Origin of the sequence: Stenotrophomonas sp. GD03794 (assembly GCF_029842145.1) — a bacterium.
GTDB classification, from domain to species: domain Bacteria; phylum Pseudomonadota; class Gammaproteobacteria; order Xanthomonadales; family Xanthomonadaceae; genus Stenotrophomonas; species Stenotrophomonas riyadhensis.
The window spans coordinates 142,186-164,648 of sequence record NZ_JAOCFV010000002.1; the positions used below are offsets into that span (position 1 = coordinate 142,186).

Here is a 22,463-nt window from a genome sequence, read left to right on the forward strand (position 1 = left end):
ACCCTCGACAAGGAGATGTTCCGATGCGCCGCACCCTGATGATCGCCACGGCCACCGCGCTGCTGGCCCTGACCTCCACCGCCTCCGCCCGCGATACCCGCGTCGAGCAGTCCCTGCAGGAGCTGGTCAGCTCGCAGGCTGCCAAGGACGCCGGCATCGACGGCAGCGTGCGCTTCTACCTGGCGGGACAGCCGGTGAGCGTGCAGCAGCGCCTGGGCGAAGACGTGACCAACAAGAAGACCAACGCCGCCAACAAGAGCGACGCGGAGGCCTGCCGCTGGGTTGCGCTGTCGGCGCTGCGCGCGCTGCAGGACGGCGCCAGGTCGCGCGGCGCCAACGCGGTGGTCGACATCGTCAGCTATTACAAGAAGAACGAGTTCAAGAGCACGACCAACTACGAGTGCTGGGCCGGCACCTTCGTCGCCGGTGTGGCGCTGAAGGGCACCTACGCCAAGGTCAAGTAAGCGCCCGTGTGGCGGCGGCGCTGCCTGAACGCCGCCGCCACATTGCTGAACCCCGCTGGGGAAACGCCGTCGATCACGCCGCCATCGTCGGCTGACGGCTTTCCCCGGTGTCGGCTTTCCGACACAATCATGGCTCTTCCCGGGTTATTGTCCCGCGGACATGCACGCCTACGTCTATAAAAGCCAACTCAAGCCCGACACCTACGTCTACGTTCCCCGACGCGATGATTTCAGCGCGCTGCCCGCGCCGCTGCTCACCTCGCTGGGTGCGCTCACCTTCGTCCTGGACGTGGCCCTGGATGCCCAGCGCCGCCTTGCCCAGGCCGATCCGGACAAGGTCCGCAGCGAAATGAGCGAACGCGGGTTCTACCTGCAGGTGCCGCCGTCGGTGGCCAGTCTGACGCCGCGGCACTATGACTGACGCCTCCCGTCCGCGCGTCCTGTCGATCGCCTTCGCCGTTGGCGCCGTACTGGCGTTGGGCGCTGCCGTGGGTGGCGTTCCAGGTGCGATCCTCGCCGCCCTGGCGCAGCCCGCGTTCGCGCTGGGTGTGTCGTGGTGGCGTCGCAGCCGTGCGCTGCTGCCGCTGAAGGTCGTCGCGCGCCAGGACCTGCCGGCGCTGCTGGCGTTGTGGGCGGCCGCACCGCTGCTGCTGGCGCTGCTGCTGGCCTGGCCGCTGGCGGCGCTGCGCGACAGCGGCAGCCTGGCCGCGGTGCTCGGCCTGAGCGTGCTGGTCAGTGCCGGCCTGCTGGCGGCATGGCGTACCTGGCCGCTGTGGAACGATGTTGAACGCCTGGACGGCAGCCTGGCCCAGCATTGGCAGGCGCTGGCCGGGCGCGACCTGACCGCGTGGCGTGGCCTGGGCGTGGCCGCGCTGGTGATCGCCCTGGCCGCACTGGTGGTGCTGCCGGCCTGGCCGGGCCTGCTGCCGGAAAGCGCGCGCTGGCCTGCCGCGCTGGCGGTGGTGGTGCTGTCGCCACTGCTGCACCTGCTGCTGCAGCGGGTGGCGCCAGCGCCGCTGGTGTCGCTGCGCTCGAGTCCGTTGACCGCGGCCAGCAGCGAGCGCGAACCGATGTTCGCTGCCGCCACCGAAACTGCGCCGCTGGAGGCGATGGCGCCGCAGGAGCTGACCCCGGCCCTGTATGAAGCCGCCCGCCAGGGCCGCATCGACCGTGGCCTGCAGCTGCTGCAGGCCGGTGCCGATCCCTATGCGCTGCCCGACCCCAACTGGCGCGACCAGCGCAGCCTGGCCGTACTGGCCGCAGTGCTGCCGGACCTGCGCCTGCTGCGCGAGCTGATTGCCCGCGGCGTCGACGTGAATGCGCCGCACCGGGGCATGACCCCGCTGCTGGCCGCCACCCGTGACAGCTGGCATGGCCGCCCCGAAGCGGTGATGACCCTGCTCGCCAACGGCGCCGATTCGCGTGCCACCGACAGCGATGGCAACACCCCGCTGCACCATGCTGCGCGCAGCTCCGACCCGGGTGTGGCCGCGCTGCTGCGTGATGCGGCAGCCGAAGTCGACGCACTGAACCACGATGGCTGGTCGCCGTTGGCGGTGGCCTGCCAGGTCGGCAACTGGCGCCTGGCGCGGTTCCTGCTCGAACGCGGTGCACGCAGCGAGCCGGCCGAAGGCACCCCGGTGCTGCTGGCTGCCGCCGCCACCGAAGACGACGATCCGGCCGGCGTGCAGCTGCTGCTCAAGCACAAGGCGCGGGCCGACGCGCGTGATCGCCAGCGCCGCAGCGCGCTGCATGAGGCCGCACTGGCTGGCCACGTCGAGATCATCGGCGTGCTGCTGGGTGCCGGCGCCAATCTGGAAGCGCGCGATGCGCTGGGCCGTACGCCGTGGCTGGAAGCGGCCCGTGCCGGTCGCGCTGCCGTGATCGAGCATCTGCTGCCGCACAAGCCAGACCTGGTCGCGGTGGATGGCGAAGGCCGCAACGCGGTGCAGCTGGCAGCGATGGCCGAAGATGTCTCGCCGCTGCTGATCAAGCGCCTGGTTGAACTGGGCATCGCCGCCGATGCCACCGATCCGGTCGGCCGCCGTGCGGTGGACTACGCCGCCGAAGCCGGTCGTTGGGCGATCGTGGCCCTGCTGGACCCGTCCTATCCGTTGCCGGCTGCGGTCAGCGATGGCCTGGCCGAGCGCGGCGAAGCGGCCAGCGCCAGCGGCCTGCTGCCGGACCGACCGCCGTTGACCCTGCTGCGCGAGGCACTGGGCTTCGGCAACACCGATGGCATGGCGGCGCTGGCCAAGCTGTGCCAGCCGGAAGAACTGGGTGGCCTGCTGCTCGATCCGGAACTGGCACTGGAGCCGCGTGCGGTCGACTGGCTGCTCGGCCACGGCGCCGACCCCTATGTGCGTGACGCCTGCGCCGACACGCCGATGTTCGCGCTGCTGTCGCGCGGCATCGACGCGGTGCCTGCGCTGCAGGTGATGCTGCAGAGGGGCCTGTCGCCGGCCGGACGCGGTGGCCTGGCGCGCTTCCTGGCCGCCTGTGCGCAGCACGACCAGGCCGCCCGTGGCCTGGAACAGCTGGCACTGGAGCTGCTGGAACGTGGCGCCGATCCGTTCGCGGCCTCGCCGGCGGGTGATCCGCCGCTGTCGCTGGCGGTGCGTCTGGGCTGGCTGCGCCTGCAGCAGGCCCTGCTCAAGGCCGGTGTCGATCGCGAAGCACGCGACAGCCATGGCATGACCGCACTGCACCTGGCCACCGCATTGGCCCGCGAAGGCGCGCTGAAGCTGCTGGTGCAGCACGGCGCCTCGCCGGAAGCACGTGCCGCCGACGGCCAGACGCCGCTGGGTGTGGCGCTGTCGATCGGTCGCCGTGACCTGGCCGACTGGCTGGACTGGCGGGTGTGGCCGTTGCCGCGCCGTACCCTGCGCGAGGCCGATCTGCCGGCCGCCGCGATGGCCGGTGACGTGGATGCGGTGCGTCGCCTGATCGATCTGGGCTTCGCCGTTGATGCGGTCGATGCACAGGGCTGCACCGCGCTGCTGCGTGCGGCCGGTGGTGGCCATTTGGCGGTGACCGACCTGCTGCTGGCACGTGGCGCCGATCCGCAGCATGCCGCGGCCAGTGGTGCGACGCCGCTGTCGGCGGCGGTCAGCATGCGCCAGGTAGATATCGTGTCGGCCCTGCTCGATGCCGGCGCCAAGCTGGAACACCGCCTGCCGGGTGGGGTGACCGTGCTGATGCTGGCGTCGGCGCTGGGCCTGCCGGACATCGTCGCGCGCCTCCTCACCGCCGGTGCCGACGTGCATGCCGGTGACGCGCAGCAGCTGGGGCCGCTGCATTGCGCTGCCCTGTACGGCTTCAGTGCGCGCGATCGCTCGCGCCTGCTGGCCCTGCTCGATACCCTGCTGCTGGCCGGTGCCGAACCGGACCAGGCCGCTGCCGGTTCGGTCACGCCGCTGCTGCTGCTGCTGGGCGCACGCGCCGAGCCGGGTACCGCGTGCGACGAGCAGGTGGTGATGGCGGCGGTGGAGCGCCTGCTGGACGAGGACGTCAGCCTGGACGTGCGCGATCCGCGCGGCTTCGGCCCGCTGCATCTGGCGGCCCTGCATGGACTGCCACTGCTGGTGCAGCGCCTGCTGCGCGCCGGTGCCGATCCGGAAGTGCGCGACAGCCTCAACCGCAGCCCGCGCGAGATCGCGGTGATGCGCGGCTTCATCGACGTGGCCGGCGAGTTCGAACCGCGCGTGCCGGGCGTTTCGTCGATGGCGCGGTTCCTGCGCGACAACGGCTGACAGGCCGGGGTCGGATCCCTTTCCAAGGGAAAGGGCTCTGACCCCGACACCGCGCCGCCGGAATCTGCTGCGGGTAGTGCCGGCCGCTGGCCGGCAACCTCATGAAACCTCCGGGATCCCGAGGCTGCCGGCCAGCGGCCGGCACTACCGCAATCTGTGGTGGGTGCCGACCGTTGGTCGGCACGCCTACTTGCCGTCGCTTTCCGCGTCGGCCTCGAACAGGTGCATCAGGTCGTTGCGTGCATCGCGCGAGGTCTGGATCACCGCGGCCTCGTCGTCGTAGACCAGGTACTGATCGCGCAGCAGCTGTTCGTCGTGTTCGCGGAAGCGCTGCACGTGGCGTTCGGCCACTTCAGGTGCAACACCCAATGCAGTCAGCACGCGCCCGCTCATTTCCAGGCTGGTGCCGAACACTTCGCGGAACGGTTCGGCCGACATGTCCATCAGGCGCCACGCATGCTGGCGGTTGCGTGCGCGCGCCAGCACCTTCGCGTCCGGGTACAGCCGGCGCACCATGCGCACTGCACGCAGGTTGGTCTCCGGGTCGTCCACGGTGATCACGAACACATCGATGTGTTCGCCGCCCGCAGCGCGCAGCATCTCTGGCCGGGTCGGGTCGCCGTAATACAGCTGGTTGCCGAAGCGGCGCAGGTCGGCCACGGTGTCCGGATTCGCTTCCAGCGCCACGAACGGCACCTTCTGCGCGGTCAGCAGGCGCGCGATGACCTGGCCGAAGCGGCCCATGCCGGCAATCAGCACCTTCGGCCGGTTGTCCGGCGCCACCTTGTCGGCCTCGGCTGCCTCGCGCGGCGTTACCTTCTCCTGGCCGAGCAGCTTGAGCAGCGCGATCATCAGCAGTGGCGTGATCGCCATCGACAGGCCGACGATCGCCACCAGCCGGTCATGGTTGGCGTTGCCCAGCAGGTGCGCGCGCTGCGCTTCGTTGAACACCACGAAGGCGAACTCGCCGCCCAGCCACAGCACGCTGCCCAGCAGCAACGACTGCCGTGAACTGAGCCTGGCGATGCGCCCGATCACGTACAGCAGGCCGAACTTGACCACCAGCAGGATCGCCACGCCCGCCGCGATCAGCCAGGGCTCGGCGGCGATGCGGTCGAGGTCGATGCCCATGCCCACCGCGATGAAGAACAGGCCCAGCAGCAGGCCCTTGAACGGCTCGATCTGTGCTTCCAGCTCGTGCCGGAACTCCGAATCGGACAGCAGCACCCCGGCCAGGAAGGCGCCCAGGCTGGGGCTGAGGCCGGCTTCCTGCATGAACCAGGCGGTACCCAGCACCACCAGCAGGGCGGTGGCGGTGAACACTTCCGGGCTGCGGGTGCGCGCGATGATGCTGAACACCTTGCGCAGCACCGGTCGCCCGCACAGGATCACCACCGCCAGCGCACCCAGCGCCACCATCGCATCCTCGATGCGCAGGGTCTCGTTCTTCACCCCGCCCAGCAGCGGGATGGCCGCCAGCAGCGGGATCGCGATCAGGTCCTGGAACAGCAGGATGGCAAAACCCAGCCGGCCATGGTCGCTGTTGATCGCCTTGTGCTCGGACAGCAGCTGCAGGCCCACCGCGGTGGATGACAGCGCCAGCGCCACGCCCACCACCAGCGCGCTCTTCCACTGGAAGTGATCGAGCAGCAGCAATCCCCCCAGCACCAGCCCGGACAGCGCCACCTGTGCCGCACCGGCGCCGAACACCGAGCGCCGCATCACCTTCAGGCGTGCCGGCGACAGTTCCAGGCCGATCACGAACAGCAGCATCACCACGCCGATCTCAGCGGCGCCGAGGATGCGGTCGGCGTCCTGCACGAAGCCCAGCCCGTCCGGGCCCAGCACCACGCCGGCCGCCAGGTAGCCCAGCACCGCGCCGAAGCCGAACTTCTTGAACACCGGCACGGCGATGACCGCCGCCAGCAGCAGCACCAGGGCCAGTTCCAGACCACCGCTATGCATGGGAATACCTGGTCATCGGGGGAGCCCGCTGTGCGTCCGTTCGGGTGGGGGAGGGCGTGGTGAGCACCACCGCGACATTATGCGCGCCGGCCTGTGTATGCACGAGAACAACTCGCCGGCCGTCGGCGCGGGGTGGCCGGGTTGACCTGCATGGCCCACGGGTCCAGACTGCCCGCCGCTGGCGGCGCGTCCTCCAGCACACGCATCCCGGAGTCCCCAACCCATGTCCAGCGACAGTAGAAGTCGACCTCGTTCGACGCCAGCGATGGCCACCGCCTGACATCGGGACGGTTTGCCTGCGTTGGCGTTGCGCGAGGTCGCACCCCCACAAGGCAAAACCGATGAACCAGAAGCAATTGCTGCGCCCGGTGGCCGATGCCGCCGCACTGGCCGCACCGCTGGCGAACTACAACACCGCCGACGCGGTGGAATTCCTCAACACGCTGGAACTGACCCGCGCCGCGGAAACGCTGGCTGCGCTGCCGTTGCCGCGTGCAGTGAAGATGCTCGAAGCGCCGGAGCTGCATCGCAGCGGTGAGCTGGTGGCCGCGCTGCCACCGGCGCGGGCTGCGGCGCTGCTGGGCCTGATGGCCGATGACCGCGCCACCGACATCGTCCACGAGCTGGACGAAGAAGAGCGCGCGCGGCTGATCCCGCTGCTGGGCACCGACGCCCGCCAGGCCATCCAGAAGCTGCTCAGCTACCCACCGAACACTGCCGGTGCGCTGATGACCACCGAGTACGTGGCGGTGCCTGCCAGCTGGACGGTGGCGCAGACCCTGCAGCACATCCGCCAGGTCGAGCGCACCCGCGAGACGGTGTACGCGATCTACGTGCTGGACCCAGCCAGCCAGCAGCTGCAGCAGGTAGTGACCATGCGCCGGCTGATCACAGGCCTGCCCGAGGAATCGATCCTGGATGTGGCCCAGGTCAATCCGCCGGTGACCGTGGATGCGCTGATGGACCAGGAGGAAGTGGCGCGGCTGATCCGCCGCCACGACCTGCTGGCGATCCCGGTGGTCGACGACCAGCAGCAGATGCTTGGCATCGTCACCGTGGACGACGTACTCGATGCGCTGATCGAGGAGTCCACCGAAGACGCGCACAAGTTCGGCGGCATGGAAGCGCTGGACAAGCCGTACATGCAGATCGGCTTCTTCGAGATGCTGCGCAAACGCGCCGGCTGGCTGAGCGTGCTGTTCCTGGGTGAGATGCTGACCGCCAGCGCGATGCAGCACTACGAGGATGAACTGGCGCGCGCCGTGGTGCTGACCCTGTTCATTCCGCTGATCATGAGTTCGGGCGGCAACTCCGGCTCGCAGGCCACCTCGCTGCTGATCCGCAGCCTGGCGCTTCGCGAACTGCGCCTGCGCGACTGGTGGAAGGTGGCCCTGCGCGAAATCCCGACCGGCATGGTGCTGGGCGCCATCCTCGGCTGCCTGGCCATCGTGCGCATCGTGATCTGGCAGCTGGGCGGCCTGCATGACTACGGCGAGCACTGGATCCTGCTGGCGATCACCATCGGCGCCGCGCTGGTCGGCATCGTCACCTTCGGTTCGCTGTCCGGCTCGATGCTGCCCTTCATCCTGAAGCGGCTCGGCTTCGACCCGGCCAGCGCTTCGGCGCCGTTCGTGGCCACCCTGGTGGACGTGACCGGCCTGGTGATCTACTTCAGCATCGCGGCGATGATCCTGCACGGCACGTTGCTGTAAGCCGGAACCACCGTGCTCCGGTAGGTGCCGACCTTGGTCGGCACGCAGGGGTCAGAGCCCATCGCTGTGCGAAGGGATCCGACCCCGGAGACCGGGGGCTTGCGCTGGATCATGCGCCCGATGCGCCGGTCCGTGTACCGTAGGCGCATGAGTACCTACCACCTGCAGTCCGTGTTCCGTCCGCAGTCGGTCGCGGTGATCGGCGGCAGCCCGCGCGAGCGCTCGGCCGGGCGCGCGGTGATGCGTAACCTGCGTGGCACCGGCTTCCCCGGCAAGGTGGCGTGGATCAACCCGCGGCACGCCGAGATCGATGGCATCCGTACGGTCAAGCGCTTGAAGGACCTGGACTGGGTGCCGGACCTGGTGGTGATCACTGCACCGGCGGCGATCGTGCCGCAGGTGGTGCGCACCGCCGCCGAACGTGGCGTGCAGGCGGCGATCATCCTCACCGCACACCTGGGCGAAGGCCCGGGGTCGTTGTCGGAACAGGTGGAAACGGTAGCGCGCAAGCATGGCCTGCGCATCCTGGGCCCGCACTGCCTGGGTGTGATCGCACCGCATGCGCGACTTAATGCCAGCATCGCCGCGCACTTCCCGCAGGCCGGCGACCTCGCGCTGATCTCCGAATCCTCGGCCATTGCCGCCGCGCTGGTGGAATGGGGCGTGGCGCGCTCGGTCGGCTTTTCCGCCGTGGTCTCGCTGGGCGACACGATGGACGTCGACTTCGGCGATCTGCTCGACTACTTCGCCACCGACTACCGCACCCGCGCCATCCTGCTCTACGTCGAGCAGATCAAGGACGCGCGCAAGTTCATGTCGGCCGCGCGTGCCGCCGCCCGCGCCAAGCCGGTGGTGGTGGTGAAGTCCGGCCGCGCCGAGCGCGTGCAGCCGGGCAGCCGCGATACCCATGTGCAGGCCCTGGCCCGCGCCGACGACGTCTACGGCGCGGCCTTCAACCGCGCCGGCCTGCTGCGCGTGGGTGCGCTGGACGAACTGTTCACCGCCGCCGAGTCGCTGGGTCGGTTGGGGACGTTCCCCGGTCGCCGCCTGGCCATCCTCAGCAACGGTGGTGGCGTGGGTCGCCTTGCGGTGGACCAGTTGATCGCGCTGCGCGGCACGCTGGCCAACCTGTCCGACAGCACCGTCGAGAAACTCGACGCGGTGCTGCCGCAAGGCTGGTCGCGCAGCAATCCGGTCGACATCGTGGTCGACGCCGATGGTGATCGCTATGCCGCGGCCATCGAAGCGCTGCTGGCCGACAACGAGAATGACGCGGTGATGGTGGTGAACGTGCCGACCGCGTTCACCTCATCGGCGGACGCCGCGCAAGCGCTCACCCGCACGCTCGGCCTGCGCCCGCGCCATCATCGCGACAAGCCGGTGTTCGCGGTGTGGCTGGGCAACGACGACCAGGCTACCGCCACGCTCAACGCGGCACGGGTGCCGACCTATCCGACCGAGGCCGAAGCCGTACGTGGCTTCCAGCACCTGGTGCGCTACCGCGAAGCGCAGAACGCGTTGATGGAAACGCCGCCCAGCCTGCCGCAGGATTTCAGTGTCGACACGGCCGCCGCGCGCACACTGGTCGAGGCCGCACTGGCCAACGGCCAGCAGTGGCTGGACCCGCTGGCTACGCATGAACTGCTCAAGGCCTATGGCATTCCCTCCGCGCCGGTGATGCATGCGCGCGATGCGCACGAGGCGATGGATCTGGCGCAGCCGCTGCTGGAGCGCGGTGCCACGGTCGCACTGAAGATTCTCTCGCCGGATATTCCGCACAAGTCGGAAGTGGATGGCGTGCGCCTGAACCTGTCCACGCTGCCGGCGGTGCAGAGCGCGGCCAACGCGATCCTGTCGCGCGCACGCCAGCTGCGGCCGGATGCACGCATCGATGGCCTGCTGGTACAGCCGACCATCGTCCGCCCGAAGGCGCGCGAGTTGATTGTCGGCATCGCCGATGACGCGACGTTCGGTCCGGTGATCGTGGTCGGTCGCGGCGGCACTGCCGTCGAAGTGATCAACGACAAGGCGCTTGCGCTGCCGCCGCTGGACCTGCGCCTGGCCCACGAGCTGATCGGCCAGACCCGCGCCTCGCGCATCCTCAAGGCTTACGGTGACGTGCCGGCGGCTGACGAGCGCGCACTGGCGCTGGCGCTGGTGAAGCTGGCACAACTGGCCGCCGACATTCCCGAAGTGCGCACGCTGGACATCAACCCGCTGCTGGTCGACGGCAAGGGCATCCTCGCCCTCGATGCCCGCGTGGCGGTGGCGCCGTCGCGCATCCTGCACAAGGGCCGCGGCCACCCGCGTTTCTCGGTGTTCCCATACCCGAAGGAGTGGGAGCGCACCATCGAGCTGTCCGATGGTGGCCGTGCCTTCGTGCGCCCGGTGCGGCCGGAGGACGAAGCTCTGTTCCGCGCGTTCTTCGCTCGTGTCAGCGACGAGGACCTGCGCCTGCGCTTCTTCCAGTCGGTGAAGCACTTCAGCCACGAGTTCATCGCGCGCCTGACCCAGCTCGACTACGCACGCTCGATCGCGCTGGTGGCGATCGAACCGCGCAGCGGCGAAATGCTGGGCGCGGTACGCCTGCACGCCGATGCCGATTACCACCGTGGCGAGTACGGCATCCTGATCCGTTCGGACCTGAAGGGCCACGGCATCGGCTGGCGGTTGATGGCGATCATGATCGAGTACGCCAAGTGGCTGGGCCTGGACGTGGTCGAAGGCCAGGTGCTGCGCGAGAACAGCACCATGCTGGCGATGTGCCAGAGCCTGGGCTTCAAGACCAAGCTGGACCCGGACGACCCGACGGTGATGATGGTGACCCTGCCGGTGCAGCAGGTCGAGGTGCCTGACGTTCCGCCGGTGGCTTGATTGCCGCCTGAGCCGAGCATGGGCTCGGCTCTACAGCTTCAACGCAATGGTTCCACCACCACCGCCGTGCCATAGCACAGCACCTCGGTCAGCCCGGTCATCACGTCGGTGGCGTCGTAGCGCATGCCGATGATCGCGTTGGCGCCCAGCTGCCGCGCGTGCTTGACCATGTCGCGGTAGGTTTCCTCGCGGGCCTGTTCGCACAGCTCGGTGTAGATGGTGATGTTGCCACCGAAGAGCGTCTGGATGCCGCCCAGGAAGTTGCCGACGATCGAACGCGAGCGCACGGTGATGCCGCGCACCACCCCCAGATTGCGCACGACGCGATGGCCGGGCAGCTCGAAGGCGGTGGTGACCAGCGCATCGTCGAAGCGCAGCGCGGGCGGGGAGGGGATACCGCTGTTGTAGGGGTCTGCCATGGTCGCGTCCGTGTCGCTGCCTTCTGTAGAGTCGAGCCATGCTCGACTGGCTGTGGAGCAGTCGAGCAGGGCTCGACTCTACAACGCAACCGCCCGTTGCGGCATGGCGCCGCCACCGCACCGGCGCGACAATACCCCCATGACCGACCGTATCCCCCTGTTGCTGCTGCCCGGCCTGCTCAACGATGCCGAGCTCTGGCGCGCACAGCTGGCTGACCTGGCCGACATCGCCGATTGCACGGTGGGCGACCAGACCCGCGGCGAAACCCTGGAGGGCGTGGCCGAGGACGTGCTGGCGCAGGCGCCGGAACGCTTTGCGCTGGCCGGTTTCTCGCTGGGCGGTTTCGTCGCCCAGCAGATCCTGCGCATCGCGCCGGAGCGCGTGCTGCAGCTGGCGCTGGTCGATACCTCGATCCACGCCGATTCACCGGAACGTGCCGAACAGCGCCGCAGCCAACGGGCCAGCGTGCGCCTGCCCGGCAAGTTCCATGGCTTCGGCGATGTGCTGATGCGCAGCTACATCGACGCCTCACGGCTGGACGACTACGTGCTGGTACAGCGCGTGCGCGACATGACCGCGCGGTTGGGCGCCGAAGTGTTCCTGCGCCAGAGCGCGCTGGAGCGCCGCGACGGCCATGACGTGCTGGCTGGTTACCGCGACCCGCTGCTGATCATCTGTGGCGCCAACGACCGCATCACGCCGCTGGCGGTGAGCGAGGAGATGCACGCCCTGGCGCCGCATTCGCAGCTGGTGGTGGTACCTGATTGCGGTCACCTGGCACCGATGGAAAAGCCGGACGAGGTCAGTGCGGCCATGCGTGGGTGGTTGCTGCAAGGCGAGGGATAGCGCTGCCTTTGGCAGGTGCCGACCTTGGTCGGCACGATGTGTCATCGACTGACCAGAGGCCAGCGCCGACCAAGGTCGGCATCTACCTGTAGAGCCGAGCCATGCTCGGCTGCAGGCGGCCAGGAGCCGAGCGTGGGCTCGGCTCTACAACAATGCCTCAATCCCAGGCCGGGGCAATCCCTTCCGGATTCGCCAAACGATGGCCACGATCCAACTTGGCGATCTGCGCCATGTCTTCGTCGGTCAGGCGGATCGCTGCCGCTTCCAGGTTGCTCGACAGGTTTTCGCGCTTGGTCGACGACGGAATGACCGAGAAGCCCTGCTGCAGCGCCCACGCCAGTGCAACCTGCGCCGGCGTGGCCTGGTGACGGCCGGCAATGGCCTGGATCACCGGGTCCTTCAGCACTTCGCCATAGGCCAGGCTCATGTAGGCGGTGATGTGGATGCCGTTGTCCTGCAGGAACTTCACCAGCAGGCGGTTCTGCAGGTACGGGTGGATCTCGATCTGGTTGGTGGCGATGGCCTCGGCGCCGAGGATCTCGATCGCCTTGCGGGTCTGCGCGATGGTGAAGTTGGAGATGCCGATCGCCTTGGTCAGCCCCTGCGCCTTGGCCTCGGCCAGTGCTGGCAGGTATTCCTCCATCGGCACATCGACCTTGTCATTCGGTGACGGCCAGTGGATCAGCGCCAGGTCGACGCGGTCGGTGCGCAGCTTCTCGAGGCTGGTACGCAGGCTGGCCAGCAGCGCATCGCGCTTGAACTCGGTGATCCAGACCTTGGTGGTCAGGTACAGATCATCGCGCGGCACGCCCGACTCGGCGATGGCCTGGCCGACTTCGGCTTCATTGCCGTAGATCTGCGCGGTATCGATGGCGCGGTAGCCGACCTCCAGTGCGTTGCGCACCGAGTCGATCACGGTCTGGTCTTTGAGGCGGAAGGTGCCGAGACCGAAAGCGGGGACAGTCATGGGAAGCTCCAACGGGGGAAGGGAGTAGCAGAGGGAAGAGGGTAGGACAGGCACCGCATGCATGCCGGCAACGGTGCATTGCATGAATCAATGCGCGGTGGCGGCAACGCCGTCGGCGCGGTGGTCGATGCCATCACGGCGGTCGAGGCGGCCGCTGAGCGCGGTCAGCACGTAGGCCAGTGCGACCACCAGCGCGCCCAGCCAGGGCGTATGCATCAGGCCGATGTGCTCCACCACCAGGCCACCCAGCGAGGCACCCATGGCGATGCCAACGTTGAACGCGGCGATGTTCAGGCCCGAGGCCACGTCGGCCGCCTGCGGCGCGTAGCGCTGCGCCTGCTTGACCACATACACCTGCAGCGCCGGCACGTTGCCGAACGCCACCGCGCCCAGCGCCAGCACCGTCAGCAGCATCAACCAGGTGTTGTAGGCAGTGAACGTGAGTACGAACAGCACCAGGGCCAGCAATGCGAAGATGCGCTTCAGCGCGGGCACCGGACCCATGCGGTCGGCCATGCGCCCGCCCCACAGGTTGCCGATCGCCACCGACACGCCGTACACCAGCAGCACCAGGCTGACCGCATTGGCGGAGAAGCCAGTGACGTCCTGCAGGATCGGCGCCAGGTAGGTGAAGGCCAGGAAGGTACCGCCGTAGCCCAGCGCGGTCATCGCATAGACCAGCAGCAGGCGTGGCTGGCCCAGTACGGCCAGCTGCTGATGGAGGCTGGCCGGTGCGCTCTGCGGCAGGTTGCGTGGTACGAACAGCAGCGCGCCGAGCAGGGCGATCACGCCGAGGCCGGCCACCGCCAGGAAGGTCGCGCGCCAGCCCAGGTGCTGGCCGATGAAGGTGCCCAGCGGCACGCCGGTCACCAGTGCCACGGTCAGGCCGGTGAACATGATGGCGATCGCGCTGGCGGCCTTCTCCTTCGGCACTACGGCGGTGGCGATGATCGCGCCGATCGAGAAGAACACGCCGTGGGCCAGGCCGGTGAGGATGCGGGCAAGGATCAGCGAGGTGTAGCCCGGTGCCAGGAAGGCGATGACGTTGCCGAGCGTGAACAGCACCATCAGCGCAACCAGCAGCGACTTGCGCGGCACGCGGCCGGTGAGCGCGGTCAGCACCGGTGCGCCGATGGCCACGCCCAGTGCGTACAGCGAGACCAGCAGGCCGGCCGAAGGCAGGCTGACCTGCAGGTCGCCGGCAATGGTCGGGATCAGGCCGACGATGACGAATTCGGTGGTGCCGATGGCGAAGGCACCGAGGGTCAACGCCAGCAGGGCGAGGGGAATGCCACGGATCATGACAGGGTCCAGCAGGAGGAAGAGGCTGCGCAGTCTGCGCTGCCGACCTTTGCGGAAAAACCGGTCTTCACGCCAATCACTCTTGCTGTGCAGTCAATAATAGGGGCATGAAGACGACGCTTGATGAAATGCAGGCCTTCCTGGCGGTGATCGACAGCGGTTCGATCAGTGCTGCCGCCGAGCAGCTGGGGCAGACGCCCTCGGGCGTGAGCCGCGCGCTGGGGCGGCTGGAGGACAAGCTGGGGATTACCCTGCTGACCCGCACCACCCGCCGCCTGCACCTGACTGCCGAGGGCGAGGCGTTCCTGCGCCATGCGCGCGCGATCGTCGATGCGGTGGAATCGGCCGAGGAACAGATGGCGGCGCGCCGCGGGCGCCCGGCCGGGCGCCTGCGGGTGGATGCGGCGATGCCGTTCGTGCTGCACGTGATTGCGCCGCTTGTGGCCGGCTATCGCGCGCGTTACCCGGACGTGCAGCTGGAGTTGAACAGTTCCGACCGCTACATCGACCTGCTGGAGCGACGCACCGATCTGGCGATCCGGATCGGGCCGCTGGCCGACTCCACCCTGCACGCGCGGCCGCTGGGGCGTTGCCAACTGCGGTTGGTGGCGAGCCCGGCCTACCTGGCCAGGCACGGTGAACCGGCCAGCGTCGCCGCGCTGGGCCAGCACACGCTGCTCAGCTTCAACGAGCCGGAATCGCTGAACCGCTGGCCGCTGCCCGGTGAGTCGGACGGGTTGCTGCTGGTGCGCCCGGATATCGCTGTGTCCAGTGGCGAGACGCTGCGCCGCCTGGCGGTGGAAGGCGTCGGCATCACCTGCCTGTCCGACTTCGTCACCGATCGCGACCGCGCTGCCGGCACGTTGGTGCCAGTGCTGGCGGCGCAGACGCTGGATGTATACCAGCCGATCCACGCGGTGTACTACCGCAACACCGCGGTGTCGGCGCGGATCAGCTCGTTCGTGGACTACCTGGCCGACGCGATGGCACAGAGCGATTACGTGCGCTGAGGTTGCCGGCCAGCGGATCACTCAGGCCGCGCGCGCCAGCCCGCCCTTCGCTGCCGCCGTGGTCGACAGATCGAACACATCCACCGCGTCGATCAACCGGTTCGCCTGTTGTTCCAGGCTGCGTGCGGCGGCACTGGCTTCCTCCACCAGCGCGGCGTTCTGCTGGGTGGTGCCATCCATCTGGATCACGGTCTGGCTGACCTGCTCGATACCTGCGCTCTGCTCCTGCGAGGCCGCCGAAATCTCGGCCATGATGTCGGTCACCCGCTGCACCGACGCCACGATCTCGGCCATGGTGTCACCGGCCTCGCGCACCCGCTGTGCGCCGTGGCCGACCTGTTCCACCGAGGTCTCGATCAGCGACTTGATCTCCTTCGCCGCAGCGGCCGAACGCTGTGCCAGTGTGCGCACTTCGCTGGCGACCACCGCGAAGCCGCGGCCCTGTTCACCGGCGCGCGCCGCTTCCACCGCGGCATTCAGCGCCAGGATGTTGGTCTGGAACGCGATGCCATCGATCACGCTGATGATCTCGGCGATCTGCCGCGACGAGGTTTCGATCGCGCCCATCGTTGCCACCACCTGGCCGACCACGTTGCCGCCGTGCGAGGCGACGCTGTGCGCGCCGATCGCCAGCTGGTTGGCCTGGCGGGCGTGCTCGGCATTCTGGCGCACGGTGGAGGTCAGTTCCTCCATCGATGCAGCGGTTTCTTCCAGGTTGGCGGCCTGCTGTTCGGTGCGGCGCGACAGATCATTGTTGCCGGCGGCGATCTCCGCCGCAGCCGTGTGGATGTTGCCGGAGGCGTGCTTGATGTCGGTGACGATGGTGGCCAGCTGCGCGGCAGTGGTGTTGGCATCGCCGGCGATGCGTGCGAACACACCCTGGAAATCACCGTGCATGCGTGCGCCAAGGCGGCCATCGGCGATCGCACGCAGCATGCTGGAGACCTCGCCCAGGTTCAGTTCAGTGGCCTGCATCAGGCGGTTCAGGCCATCGACCATCGCGCGGAAATCATGCTCGAAGCGCGCGCTGTCGCCACGCTGGCTGAAGTCACCGGCGGCGGCCGCTTCGGCCAGGCGGCGGATCTCGCCATTGATGGTGCCCAGATTGGCCTTGGCGGTATCCAGTGCTTCGGTGATCACGGCCTTCTCGCCCGGCAGCCGCTCCATGTCCTGGCTGAGGTCGCCGATGGCGTAGCGCCCCATGATCGCGATCGCGCGCAGCTTCACCTGAATGTGCGCATCGACCAGCGCGTTGCTGTCGGCCACCATCGTGCCGAACGCGCCGGGGAAGGCACGGGCATCCATGCGGTGGCTGATGGTGCCGGCGTCATGCGCCTGTGCCATCGTGGCCTGTGCATCGAGCACACCGCGCAGCGTGGACTGCACCGCCTGCATGGCCTGCGCGAGGCGACCGATCTCGTCGCGGCTGCGCACCTGCACAACGTGCTGCAGATCACCGGCAGCCACTGCACGCGCAGCGGCTTCCACCGCCAGCACCGGCTGCACCACGGCACGCCGCAGCCACCAGGCCAGCCCGATCAACAGCAGCACGGCAGCCAGCACGGTCAACGCCGCGCACAGCAGCAGTGTCTGCCGCGCCTGGTGCGAACGGGCCGCCAGCGCCGCCTCGGCCACCTGCGTGGCATGCGTGCTCAGTGCATCCAGTGCCGCCGCCACCGGGCGATCCTTGCCGCGCACGAGATTGTCGCCGGCGGCGGGATCGTAGCCGGCCTCGGCGAAGGCCTGCAGCGCTGCGTGGTAGTCCTGCTGCAACTGCGCGTGCAGGCCGATGAACGCCTGCGCCAGTTCACGCGTGTGCGCGTCCGGGCTCGTCACCAGGCCCTTGGCCAGCTGTTCGACCAGACGGCCCTCGCTGTCGAACGCGTCCAGGTGGCGTTGGCGCAACGCGTCGTCGTGGCCGCGCAGCAGCACGTTCTTCCATTCCTGCACCTGGCCGCGGAACTCGCGCTGCAGGCGTTCGGCATCGCGGCTGTGCGCGACTTCGGGTGGAACCTCGGTGGACAACTTCAACCAGGCGGAGGCCAGGCCGGCCAGAGCGCACAGCAGGACCACGGCCAGACCAACAGAAACCGCGCCGAGCAGCTTGGACTGCAGGCGCGGAGCACGGACAGACGCATTCATGGGGAAGAACTCTCGGGAAGGGGCACTGCGGTATCGACCCGCTGCGCACGCGCTGAAGTGCGACGCGCATCACATTCGCGTTTCGTTTAGCGATGTGAAGAAACTATTTCATAGGACAGATGTGTCCATATGGAACGAAAGCAGACCCTCGACAGGCGAATTAAATGTAACTATTGTTGTTACATGAAATCCGCGAACCCGCTTTCCGACGCCCTGCACGTGATGGCGCATCTGGTCGGGCATGCCCAGCCGCGCACCTCCGAACAGCTGGCGTCATGCCTGCCGACCCATCCGGTGGTGATCCGCCGCCTGCTGGCGCAACTGCACAAGGCCGGCCTGGTGCGCAGCACCCGTGGTCACGGCGGCGGCAGCCTGCTGGCCCGCGATGCCGCAGCGATCACCCTGCATGACATCTACCTGGCGGTGGGCACACCGCCGCTGGTGCAGGTCGGTGCCCGCGATTCCGGCGGTGGCTGCCCGATCCAGCAACTGGTCAACAGCGCCCTGCTGGAGGGCGCACGTGAAGCACAGCGGCTGCTCGAGGCGCGGCTGCAGGCAACCACGCTGGACCAGCTCGGCGCCGACTTCGCCCGCCATCTCGCCCATCACCGTTCCCTGGAAGGTCACCATGAATCCTGATGTGCTCATCGTCGGCGGCAGCTATGCCGGCATCGCCGCCGGCCTGATCCTGGCCCGTGCCCGCCGCCCGGTCACCGTCATCGATGCCGGTTCACCGCGCAACCGTTTCGCCAGCCATTCGCACGGTGTGCTGGGACTGGACGGCATCAGTGGTGCCGAGCTGCTGAAGACTGCACGCCAGCAGTTGCTGGGCTATCCCACGGTACGCTGGGTGCACGCCGAAGCAGAGCACGCCCGTACCACCGCCGAAGGCGTGGAAGTGCATACCGCCGATGGCCAGGTGCTGGCCGCGCGCAAGCTGCTGCTGGCCAGCGGTATCGTCGACCAGCTGCCGGCGCTGCCCGGACTGGCCGAGCGTTGGGGCAGCACCGTGCTGCACTGCCCCTACTGCCACGGCTATGAAGTCGGTGGTGGCGCCATCGGCCTGCTCGGTGGCCATCCGATGTCGGCCAGCAAAGCGCCGCTGTTCGCCGACTGGGGCAATGTCACGTTCTTCAGCATGGGTCTGGAGATCACCGATGAGGAACGCGCCGCCATGCAGCAGCGTGGCGTGCACATCGAGACGTCACCCGTGCTGGGTGTGCAGGGCGACCAGCCGACCTGGCTGGAAGTGGAGCTGGCCGATGGCCGCCGCATCGCCCAGCGTGCGCTGTTCGTACCGGCTACCCAGGCGATGGCCACGCCGCTGGTGCAGCAGCTGGGGTGCACATTGGTCGAGAGCCCGCTGGGGGTGCTGATCGAGGTCGACATGATGAAGCAGACCTCGGTGCCGAACGTATACGCCGCGGGCGATGCGACCACGGTAGGCAACATCACCCTGGCCGCCGCCGAAGGCGTGCGCGCGGGCATCGGCGTGCACCATGCGCTGGTGGCCGAAGACAGCGTGCCGCGCTGAATGTGCCGGGGTCAGATCCCTTTCGCAGAAAGGGATCTGACCCCCGACGCGACGTGTTGCTCTGGTAGAGGCCGGCCTTGGCCGGCACCGCTCCATCATCCCTTCACGCACAGCACCTGGCGCAGGGTGTGCACCACGTCCACCAGGTCGAGCTGCGCCGCCATCACGTCGTCGATCGACTTGTACGCGGCCGGTGACTCGTCCAGCACGCCGCTGTCCTTGCGGCATTCCACGTGCGCGGTTGCTTCGCGATGCTGGGCCAGCGTGATCTGCTGGCGCGCGGTGCCACGGCTCATCACCCGGCCGGCACCGTGGCTGCAGCTGTGGAAGCTGTCCGCGTTGCCCTTGCCACGCACGATGTAGCTGCGCGTGCCCATGCTGCCGGGAATGATGCCCAGCTCGCCCTCGCGCGCGCTGACCGCGCCCTTGCGCGTCACCAGCAGTTCCTGGCCGTGGTGCGTCTCCTTCTGCACGTAGTTGTGGTGGCAGTTCACCGCCATCGCTGCCAGCTGGAACTTCGGCAGCCGGTGGCGCATCTCGGCCAGCACCCGCGACATCATTGCCTCGCGGTTCTGCCGGGCATAGTCCTGCGCCCACGACACCGCCTCGACGTAGTCATCGAACAGCGGCTCGCCCTCCATGAAGAACGCCAGGTCCTTGTCCGGCAGATGGAAGCCGAGCACGCGCCGGGCCAGTTCCTCGCGCGCCTTCTCGATGAAGTAGGTGCCGATCAGGTTGCCGGTGCCGCGTGATCCGCTGTGCAGCATCACCCACACCGTGTCCGTCTCATCCAGGCACAGTTCGATGAAGTGGTTGCCGCCGCCCAGCGTACCCAGCTGGCGGTCGAGCTTGTCGGTGCGGATCCTGCGGTGCTTGTCCTTGATCTTCTCCAGACCGGCGGCCAGCCCGGACTGCACCAGCCGCGTGTGGATGCTGTCGGGCATGCGGTGGTGCTCGCCGCCGCGCCCGTTGCCGACCGGGATGCCGCGCTCGATGCTGTTGCGCAGCTGCCGCAGGTCATCGGGCAGGTCGTTGGCACGCAGCGTGGTGCGCACGGCGGCCATGCCGCAGCCGATATCGACACCGACCGCGGCCGGGATGATCGCACCGCGGGTCGGGATCACCGAGCCCACGGTCGCGCCCTTGCCCAGATGCACGTCCGGCATCACGGCCACCCACGGCCCGACGAACGGGATCGCGGCGATGTTGCGCAGCTGCTCATGCGCCTGCGCTTCCAGCGGCACACCGTTGACCCAGCCCTTGATCGGCGTGGTGCCCTTGGCGTGCAGCCATTGATAGTTCTGTTGAGTGTCCATGTCTTTGTGTTTGTCCTTGATGGGCCGGCGGCGCGTCCCTGCGCCGCCGCGACCCCCTACCTGATCGTCACCAACTGCTTCAGCACGCCCTCCAGGCCGCCGAACACGGTGAGCTTGTCGATCTTCTCGGTGACCTTCTCCAGCGCCTCCAGCTCCTTCAAGCGCATCAGCACCGGGTTGTCCTCGATCAGCTTTGCGGTGTTGAGCTGCGAACGCGTGGCGTTGGCCTCCTCGCGACGGCGGATCACGCTGGCCTGGGCCTGCTTCTCGGCCAGCACCACACCGTTGAGGATCTCCTTCATCTCACCCGGCAGGATCACGTCCTTGATGCCCACGCCGAGCAGCCGCACGCCGTGGCCCTCGATCGCCGCCTGCACATGGGCGGCGATCTCGCCGTCCAGTGCTGCCTTGTCGCCCAGCAGCTCGTCCAGGCTGCGCGCGGCGATCGCCTGGCGCAGGCCGAACTGCAGTTGCCGGTAGACGAACTCGTCGGCATTGCTGAGCGTGCGGTGTGCACGCACCGGATCGACCACCTGCACGGTCGCGGCCAGGTTCACCCGCAGGGTCACCTTGTCGCGGCTGAGCAGTTCCTGGCCGGACACGTCCAGCGAACGGGCACGCAGCTCCACACGCTCCACCGATACGTTGCCGTTGAAGTTCCAGAACGCGTGCAGGCCGGCGTCCAGCGTCTGCCGCAGCGTGCCATCGATGAACAGCAGGCCGACCGACTCGCTCGGCACGGTGCTGATCACTGCCACACGCGGCAGCACGCCCAACTGGCCCAGGCGCTGCTGCACGTCCGCCGGAACGCGCGGCTCGTCACCCAGCGCCATCACGCGCACCTGGGTGTCGACCGAACCCCGCCAGTACAGACGGCGGCTGCCCGGCGGCAGGACTTCATCGATGCGGCCGTTGCGCAGCAACAGGCCGACCTCGATGGCACCGACGTTGGCCAGCACGAAGTGCGTGTCCAGCGTCGCGCCCAGTGCCTCGATCAGGCTGTCCTGGTCGCTGCCGGTGTAGGCCGCGCCCTTGGATGCGGTGTGGATGTCCACGTGCGGTCGGCCGCCGAACAGCGACAGGCGGTGCACGCCCGGCAGCAGGATCTGCTGGAAGCGACGGTTGCGATACACCAGGCCGCGCTCGCCGTCGCCGATCACGACCTTGATGGTCCAGAACATGGGAGTCTCTCCTTGTATGGCTCTGGTGGTTCGACCCGATGGGAATGAATCGCCATGACCCGGGTCGATCAGGTCGTGGCACAGCCAGCTGCACACCACGTGCAGGCGGCGGAAGAGGGCGGCCATCGGCGGACGGTCCGCGCGCGGAGCCTTCGGTGCACCGGCTCTGCTGCCGTCGTCGTTCCCGGCAGGCGGCACCGGTGCGGAACGTGGCTGGCAGTAGCGGCGGGCCGGGGCCCGGCGTGCGGTCCGTTGCCTTCCACGTTCCTGCCCGAAGGCGATGTCCGTGGACGGCGACGATGGCCGCTGGGGCTTGCGCCCCGGGTGTTGCTTCAAGTCATGACGTGAGAGGTCATGTGGTTTGGAGTGGGAATCGAACCCACGACAGACGGAATCAGGATCCGTTGCTCTGACCAAGCTGAGCTATCCAGTTGGGGATCGCGCGGAATCGAACCGCGTACCGGCGAACCGGCGCCTGCCTCCAGCAGGCGATCCAGGCGATGGCATGTCCGCGACCTCCGGCATACGCCACGGCAACGCCGCGCGCACCAGCCCGTGGTGGAAACGGGACCGTTGGAGAATCGAGGGTGCAGGCCACCGACATTATCGCGAGCGATAATGTTTGGGTGCGATGCAGATAATGTCCAGGTGTCGCCAATCGCGCGAAGTAAATCCTTCGGCGGGGCGGGAAAAACCTGGGTCAGTGAGCGGCGGGTTGCCGCGCGGTGTGCAGTTCTGGCATCGCGGGTCCTTGTGCCGACGCAAACGAAAACGCCCCCGGGACTTGCGTTCCGAGGGCGTCGTCAAGCCTCGGAGATCGGGGTGGCCGATCTCCGCAGGGCGGGTATCAGGCCGTTGTCAGCTGGACTTCCTTGCCGAACGCGCGCGCCAGCACGTCCATGCGCAGGCATGGCAGCAGTTTGGCGATGGCGATGGAATGCGCGTTCAAGGGAAGTTTCCAGTGGTTGTTGAAACGAG

At 68.3% G+C, this 22,463-nt stretch carries 16 protein-coding genes and 1 tRNA gene; 9 read left to right on the top strand and 8 right to left on the bottom strand.

The genetic code is table 11. From position 1 onward, the window contains the following. Positions 1–23 precede the first annotated feature (23 nt). The 3 genes from N5D91_RS02080 to N5D91_RS02090 all read left to right on the top strand — a co-directional run bounded on the left by N5D91_RS02080 (position 24) and on the right by N5D91_RS02090 (position 4,216). On the top strand, positions 24–464 hold the full coding sequence (locus tag N5D91_RS02080; protein ID WP_014038922.1) for a hypothetical protein: 441 nt from the start codon (positions 24–26) through the stop codon (positions 462–464). A gap of 160 nt (positions 465–624) precedes the next feature. Continuing rightward, positions 625–885 (top strand): YcgL domain-containing protein, encoded by a 261-nt coding sequence (locus N5D91_RS02085; RefSeq protein WP_279907101.1) that lies wholly within the window; start codon positions 625–627, stop codon positions 883–885. Beyond that, on the top strand, positions 878–4,216 hold the full coding sequence (locus N5D91_RS02090) for an ankyrin repeat domain-containing protein (protein WP_164162171.1): 3,339 nt from the start codon (positions 878–880) through the stop codon (positions 4,214–4,216). Before N5D91_RS02085 ends, N5D91_RS02090 begins: the two co-directional genes overlap by 8 nt. 186 nt (positions 4,217–4,402) lie before the next feature. Here the strand turns inward: N5D91_RS02090 and N5D91_RS02095 are convergent, their stop codons facing one another. Further along, a complete protein-coding gene (locus tag N5D91_RS02095) occupies positions 4,403–6,181 on the bottom strand; it encodes a monovalent cation:proton antiporter-2 (CPA2) family protein (protein WP_180854173.1) in 1,779 nt (592 codons plus the stop codon). Between the two features lie 341 nt (positions 6,182–6,522). Between N5D91_RS02095 and mgtE the strand changes: the two genes are divergently transcribed. Together mgtE and N5D91_RS02105 are read left to right on the top strand one after the other, a co-directional pair. After that, a complete protein-coding gene (gene mgtE, locus N5D91_RS02100; RefSeq protein WP_180854174.1) occupies positions 6,523–7,893 on the top strand; it encodes a magnesium transporter in 1,371 nt (456 codons plus the stop codon). Positions 7,894–8,040: 147 nt separating this feature from the next. Further along, a complete protein-coding gene (locus N5D91_RS02105; protein WP_180854175.1) occupies positions 8,041–10,767 on the top strand; it encodes a bifunctional acetate--CoA ligase family protein/GNAT family N-acetyltransferase in 2,727 nt (908 codons plus the stop codon). A gap of 38 nt (positions 10,768–10,805) precedes the next feature. On the opposite strand, the gene N5D91_RS02110 is transcribed toward N5D91_RS02105, so the two are convergent. Further along, positions 10,806–11,186, bottom strand: a complete 381-nt coding sequence (locus N5D91_RS02110) for a YbjQ family protein (protein ID WP_110714103.1) — start codon at positions 11,184–11,186, stop codon at positions 10,806–10,808. Between the two features lie 139 nt (positions 11,187–11,325). Between N5D91_RS02110 and N5D91_RS02115 the strand changes: the two genes are divergently transcribed. Further along, positions 11,326–12,033: an alpha/beta hydrolase gene (locus N5D91_RS02115; protein ID WP_180854176.1), complete on the top strand. Its 708-nt coding sequence runs from the start codon at positions 11,326–11,328 to the stop codon at positions 12,031–12,033. A 157-nt stretch (positions 12,034–12,190) separates the two neighbouring features. Here the strand turns inward: N5D91_RS02115 and dkgB are convergent, their stop codons facing one another. Beyond that, positions 12,191–13,000 carry a 2,5-didehydrogluconate reductase DkgB gene (dkgB, locus tag N5D91_RS02120; RefSeq protein ID WP_180854177.1) on the bottom strand — a complete coding sequence of 270 codons (810 nt, stop codon included), beginning with the start codon at positions 12,998–13,000 and terminating at the stop codon, positions 12,191–12,193. An 87-nt stretch (positions 13,001–13,087) separates the two neighbouring features. Further along, positions 13,088–14,302, bottom strand: coding sequence for an MFS transporter (locus tag N5D91_RS02125; RefSeq protein ID WP_180854178.1), 1,215 nt, complete (start codon positions 14,300–14,302; stop codon positions 13,088–13,090). Positions 14,303–14,409: 107 nt separating this feature from the next. Here N5D91_RS02125 and N5D91_RS02130 point away from each other — a divergent pair, with 107 nt between their 5' ends. Continuing rightward, complete coding sequence (locus N5D91_RS02130) at positions 14,410–15,312, top strand: LysR family transcriptional regulator (protein WP_180854179.1); 903 nt, start codon at positions 14,410–14,412, stop codon at positions 15,310–15,312. A 21-nt stretch (positions 15,313–15,333) separates the two neighbouring features. On the opposite strand, the gene N5D91_RS02135 is transcribed toward N5D91_RS02130, so the two are convergent. Continuing rightward, the gene (locus N5D91_RS02135) at positions 15,334–17,454 is read right to left on the bottom strand and encodes a methyl-accepting chemotaxis protein (protein ID WP_180854180.1); all 2,121 of its coding nucleotides are present in this window, start codon (positions 17,452–17,454) and stop codon (positions 15,334–15,336) included. A gap of 183 nt (positions 17,455–17,637) precedes the next feature. Between N5D91_RS02135 and N5D91_RS02140 the strand changes: the two genes are divergently transcribed. Continuing rightward, positions 17,638–18,093 (top strand): Rrf2 family transcriptional regulator, encoded by a 456-nt coding sequence (locus N5D91_RS02140; RefSeq protein ID WP_110714097.1) that lies wholly within the window; start codon positions 17,638–17,640, stop codon positions 18,091–18,093. After that, the gene (locus N5D91_RS02145) at positions 18,083–18,988 is read left to right on the top strand and encodes an NAD(P)/FAD-dependent oxidoreductase (RefSeq protein ID WP_164162704.1); all 906 of its coding nucleotides are present in this window, start codon (positions 18,083–18,085) and stop codon (positions 18,986–18,988) included. Before N5D91_RS02140 ends, N5D91_RS02145 begins: the two co-directional genes overlap by 11 nt. 95 nt (positions 18,989–19,083) lie before the next feature. On the opposite strand, the gene N5D91_RS02150 is transcribed toward N5D91_RS02145, so the two are convergent. From N5D91_RS02150 to N5D91_RS02160, 3 genes are all read right to left on the bottom strand, one after another. After that, positions 19,084–20,304: an RtcB family protein gene (locus N5D91_RS02150; protein WP_180855374.1), complete on the bottom strand. Its 1,221-nt coding sequence runs from the start codon at positions 20,302–20,304 to the stop codon at positions 19,084–19,086. A gap of 56 nt (positions 20,305–20,360) precedes the next feature. Then, positions 20,361–21,485, bottom strand: a complete 1,125-nt coding sequence (locus tag N5D91_RS02155) for a slipin family protein (protein WP_110714094.1) — start codon at positions 21,483–21,485, stop codon at positions 20,361–20,363. 357 nt (positions 21,486–21,842) lie between these two features. After that, a tRNA-Gln gene (locus N5D91_RS02160) sits at positions 21,843–21,916 on the bottom strand. Positions 21,917–22,463 lie beyond the last annotated feature (547 nt).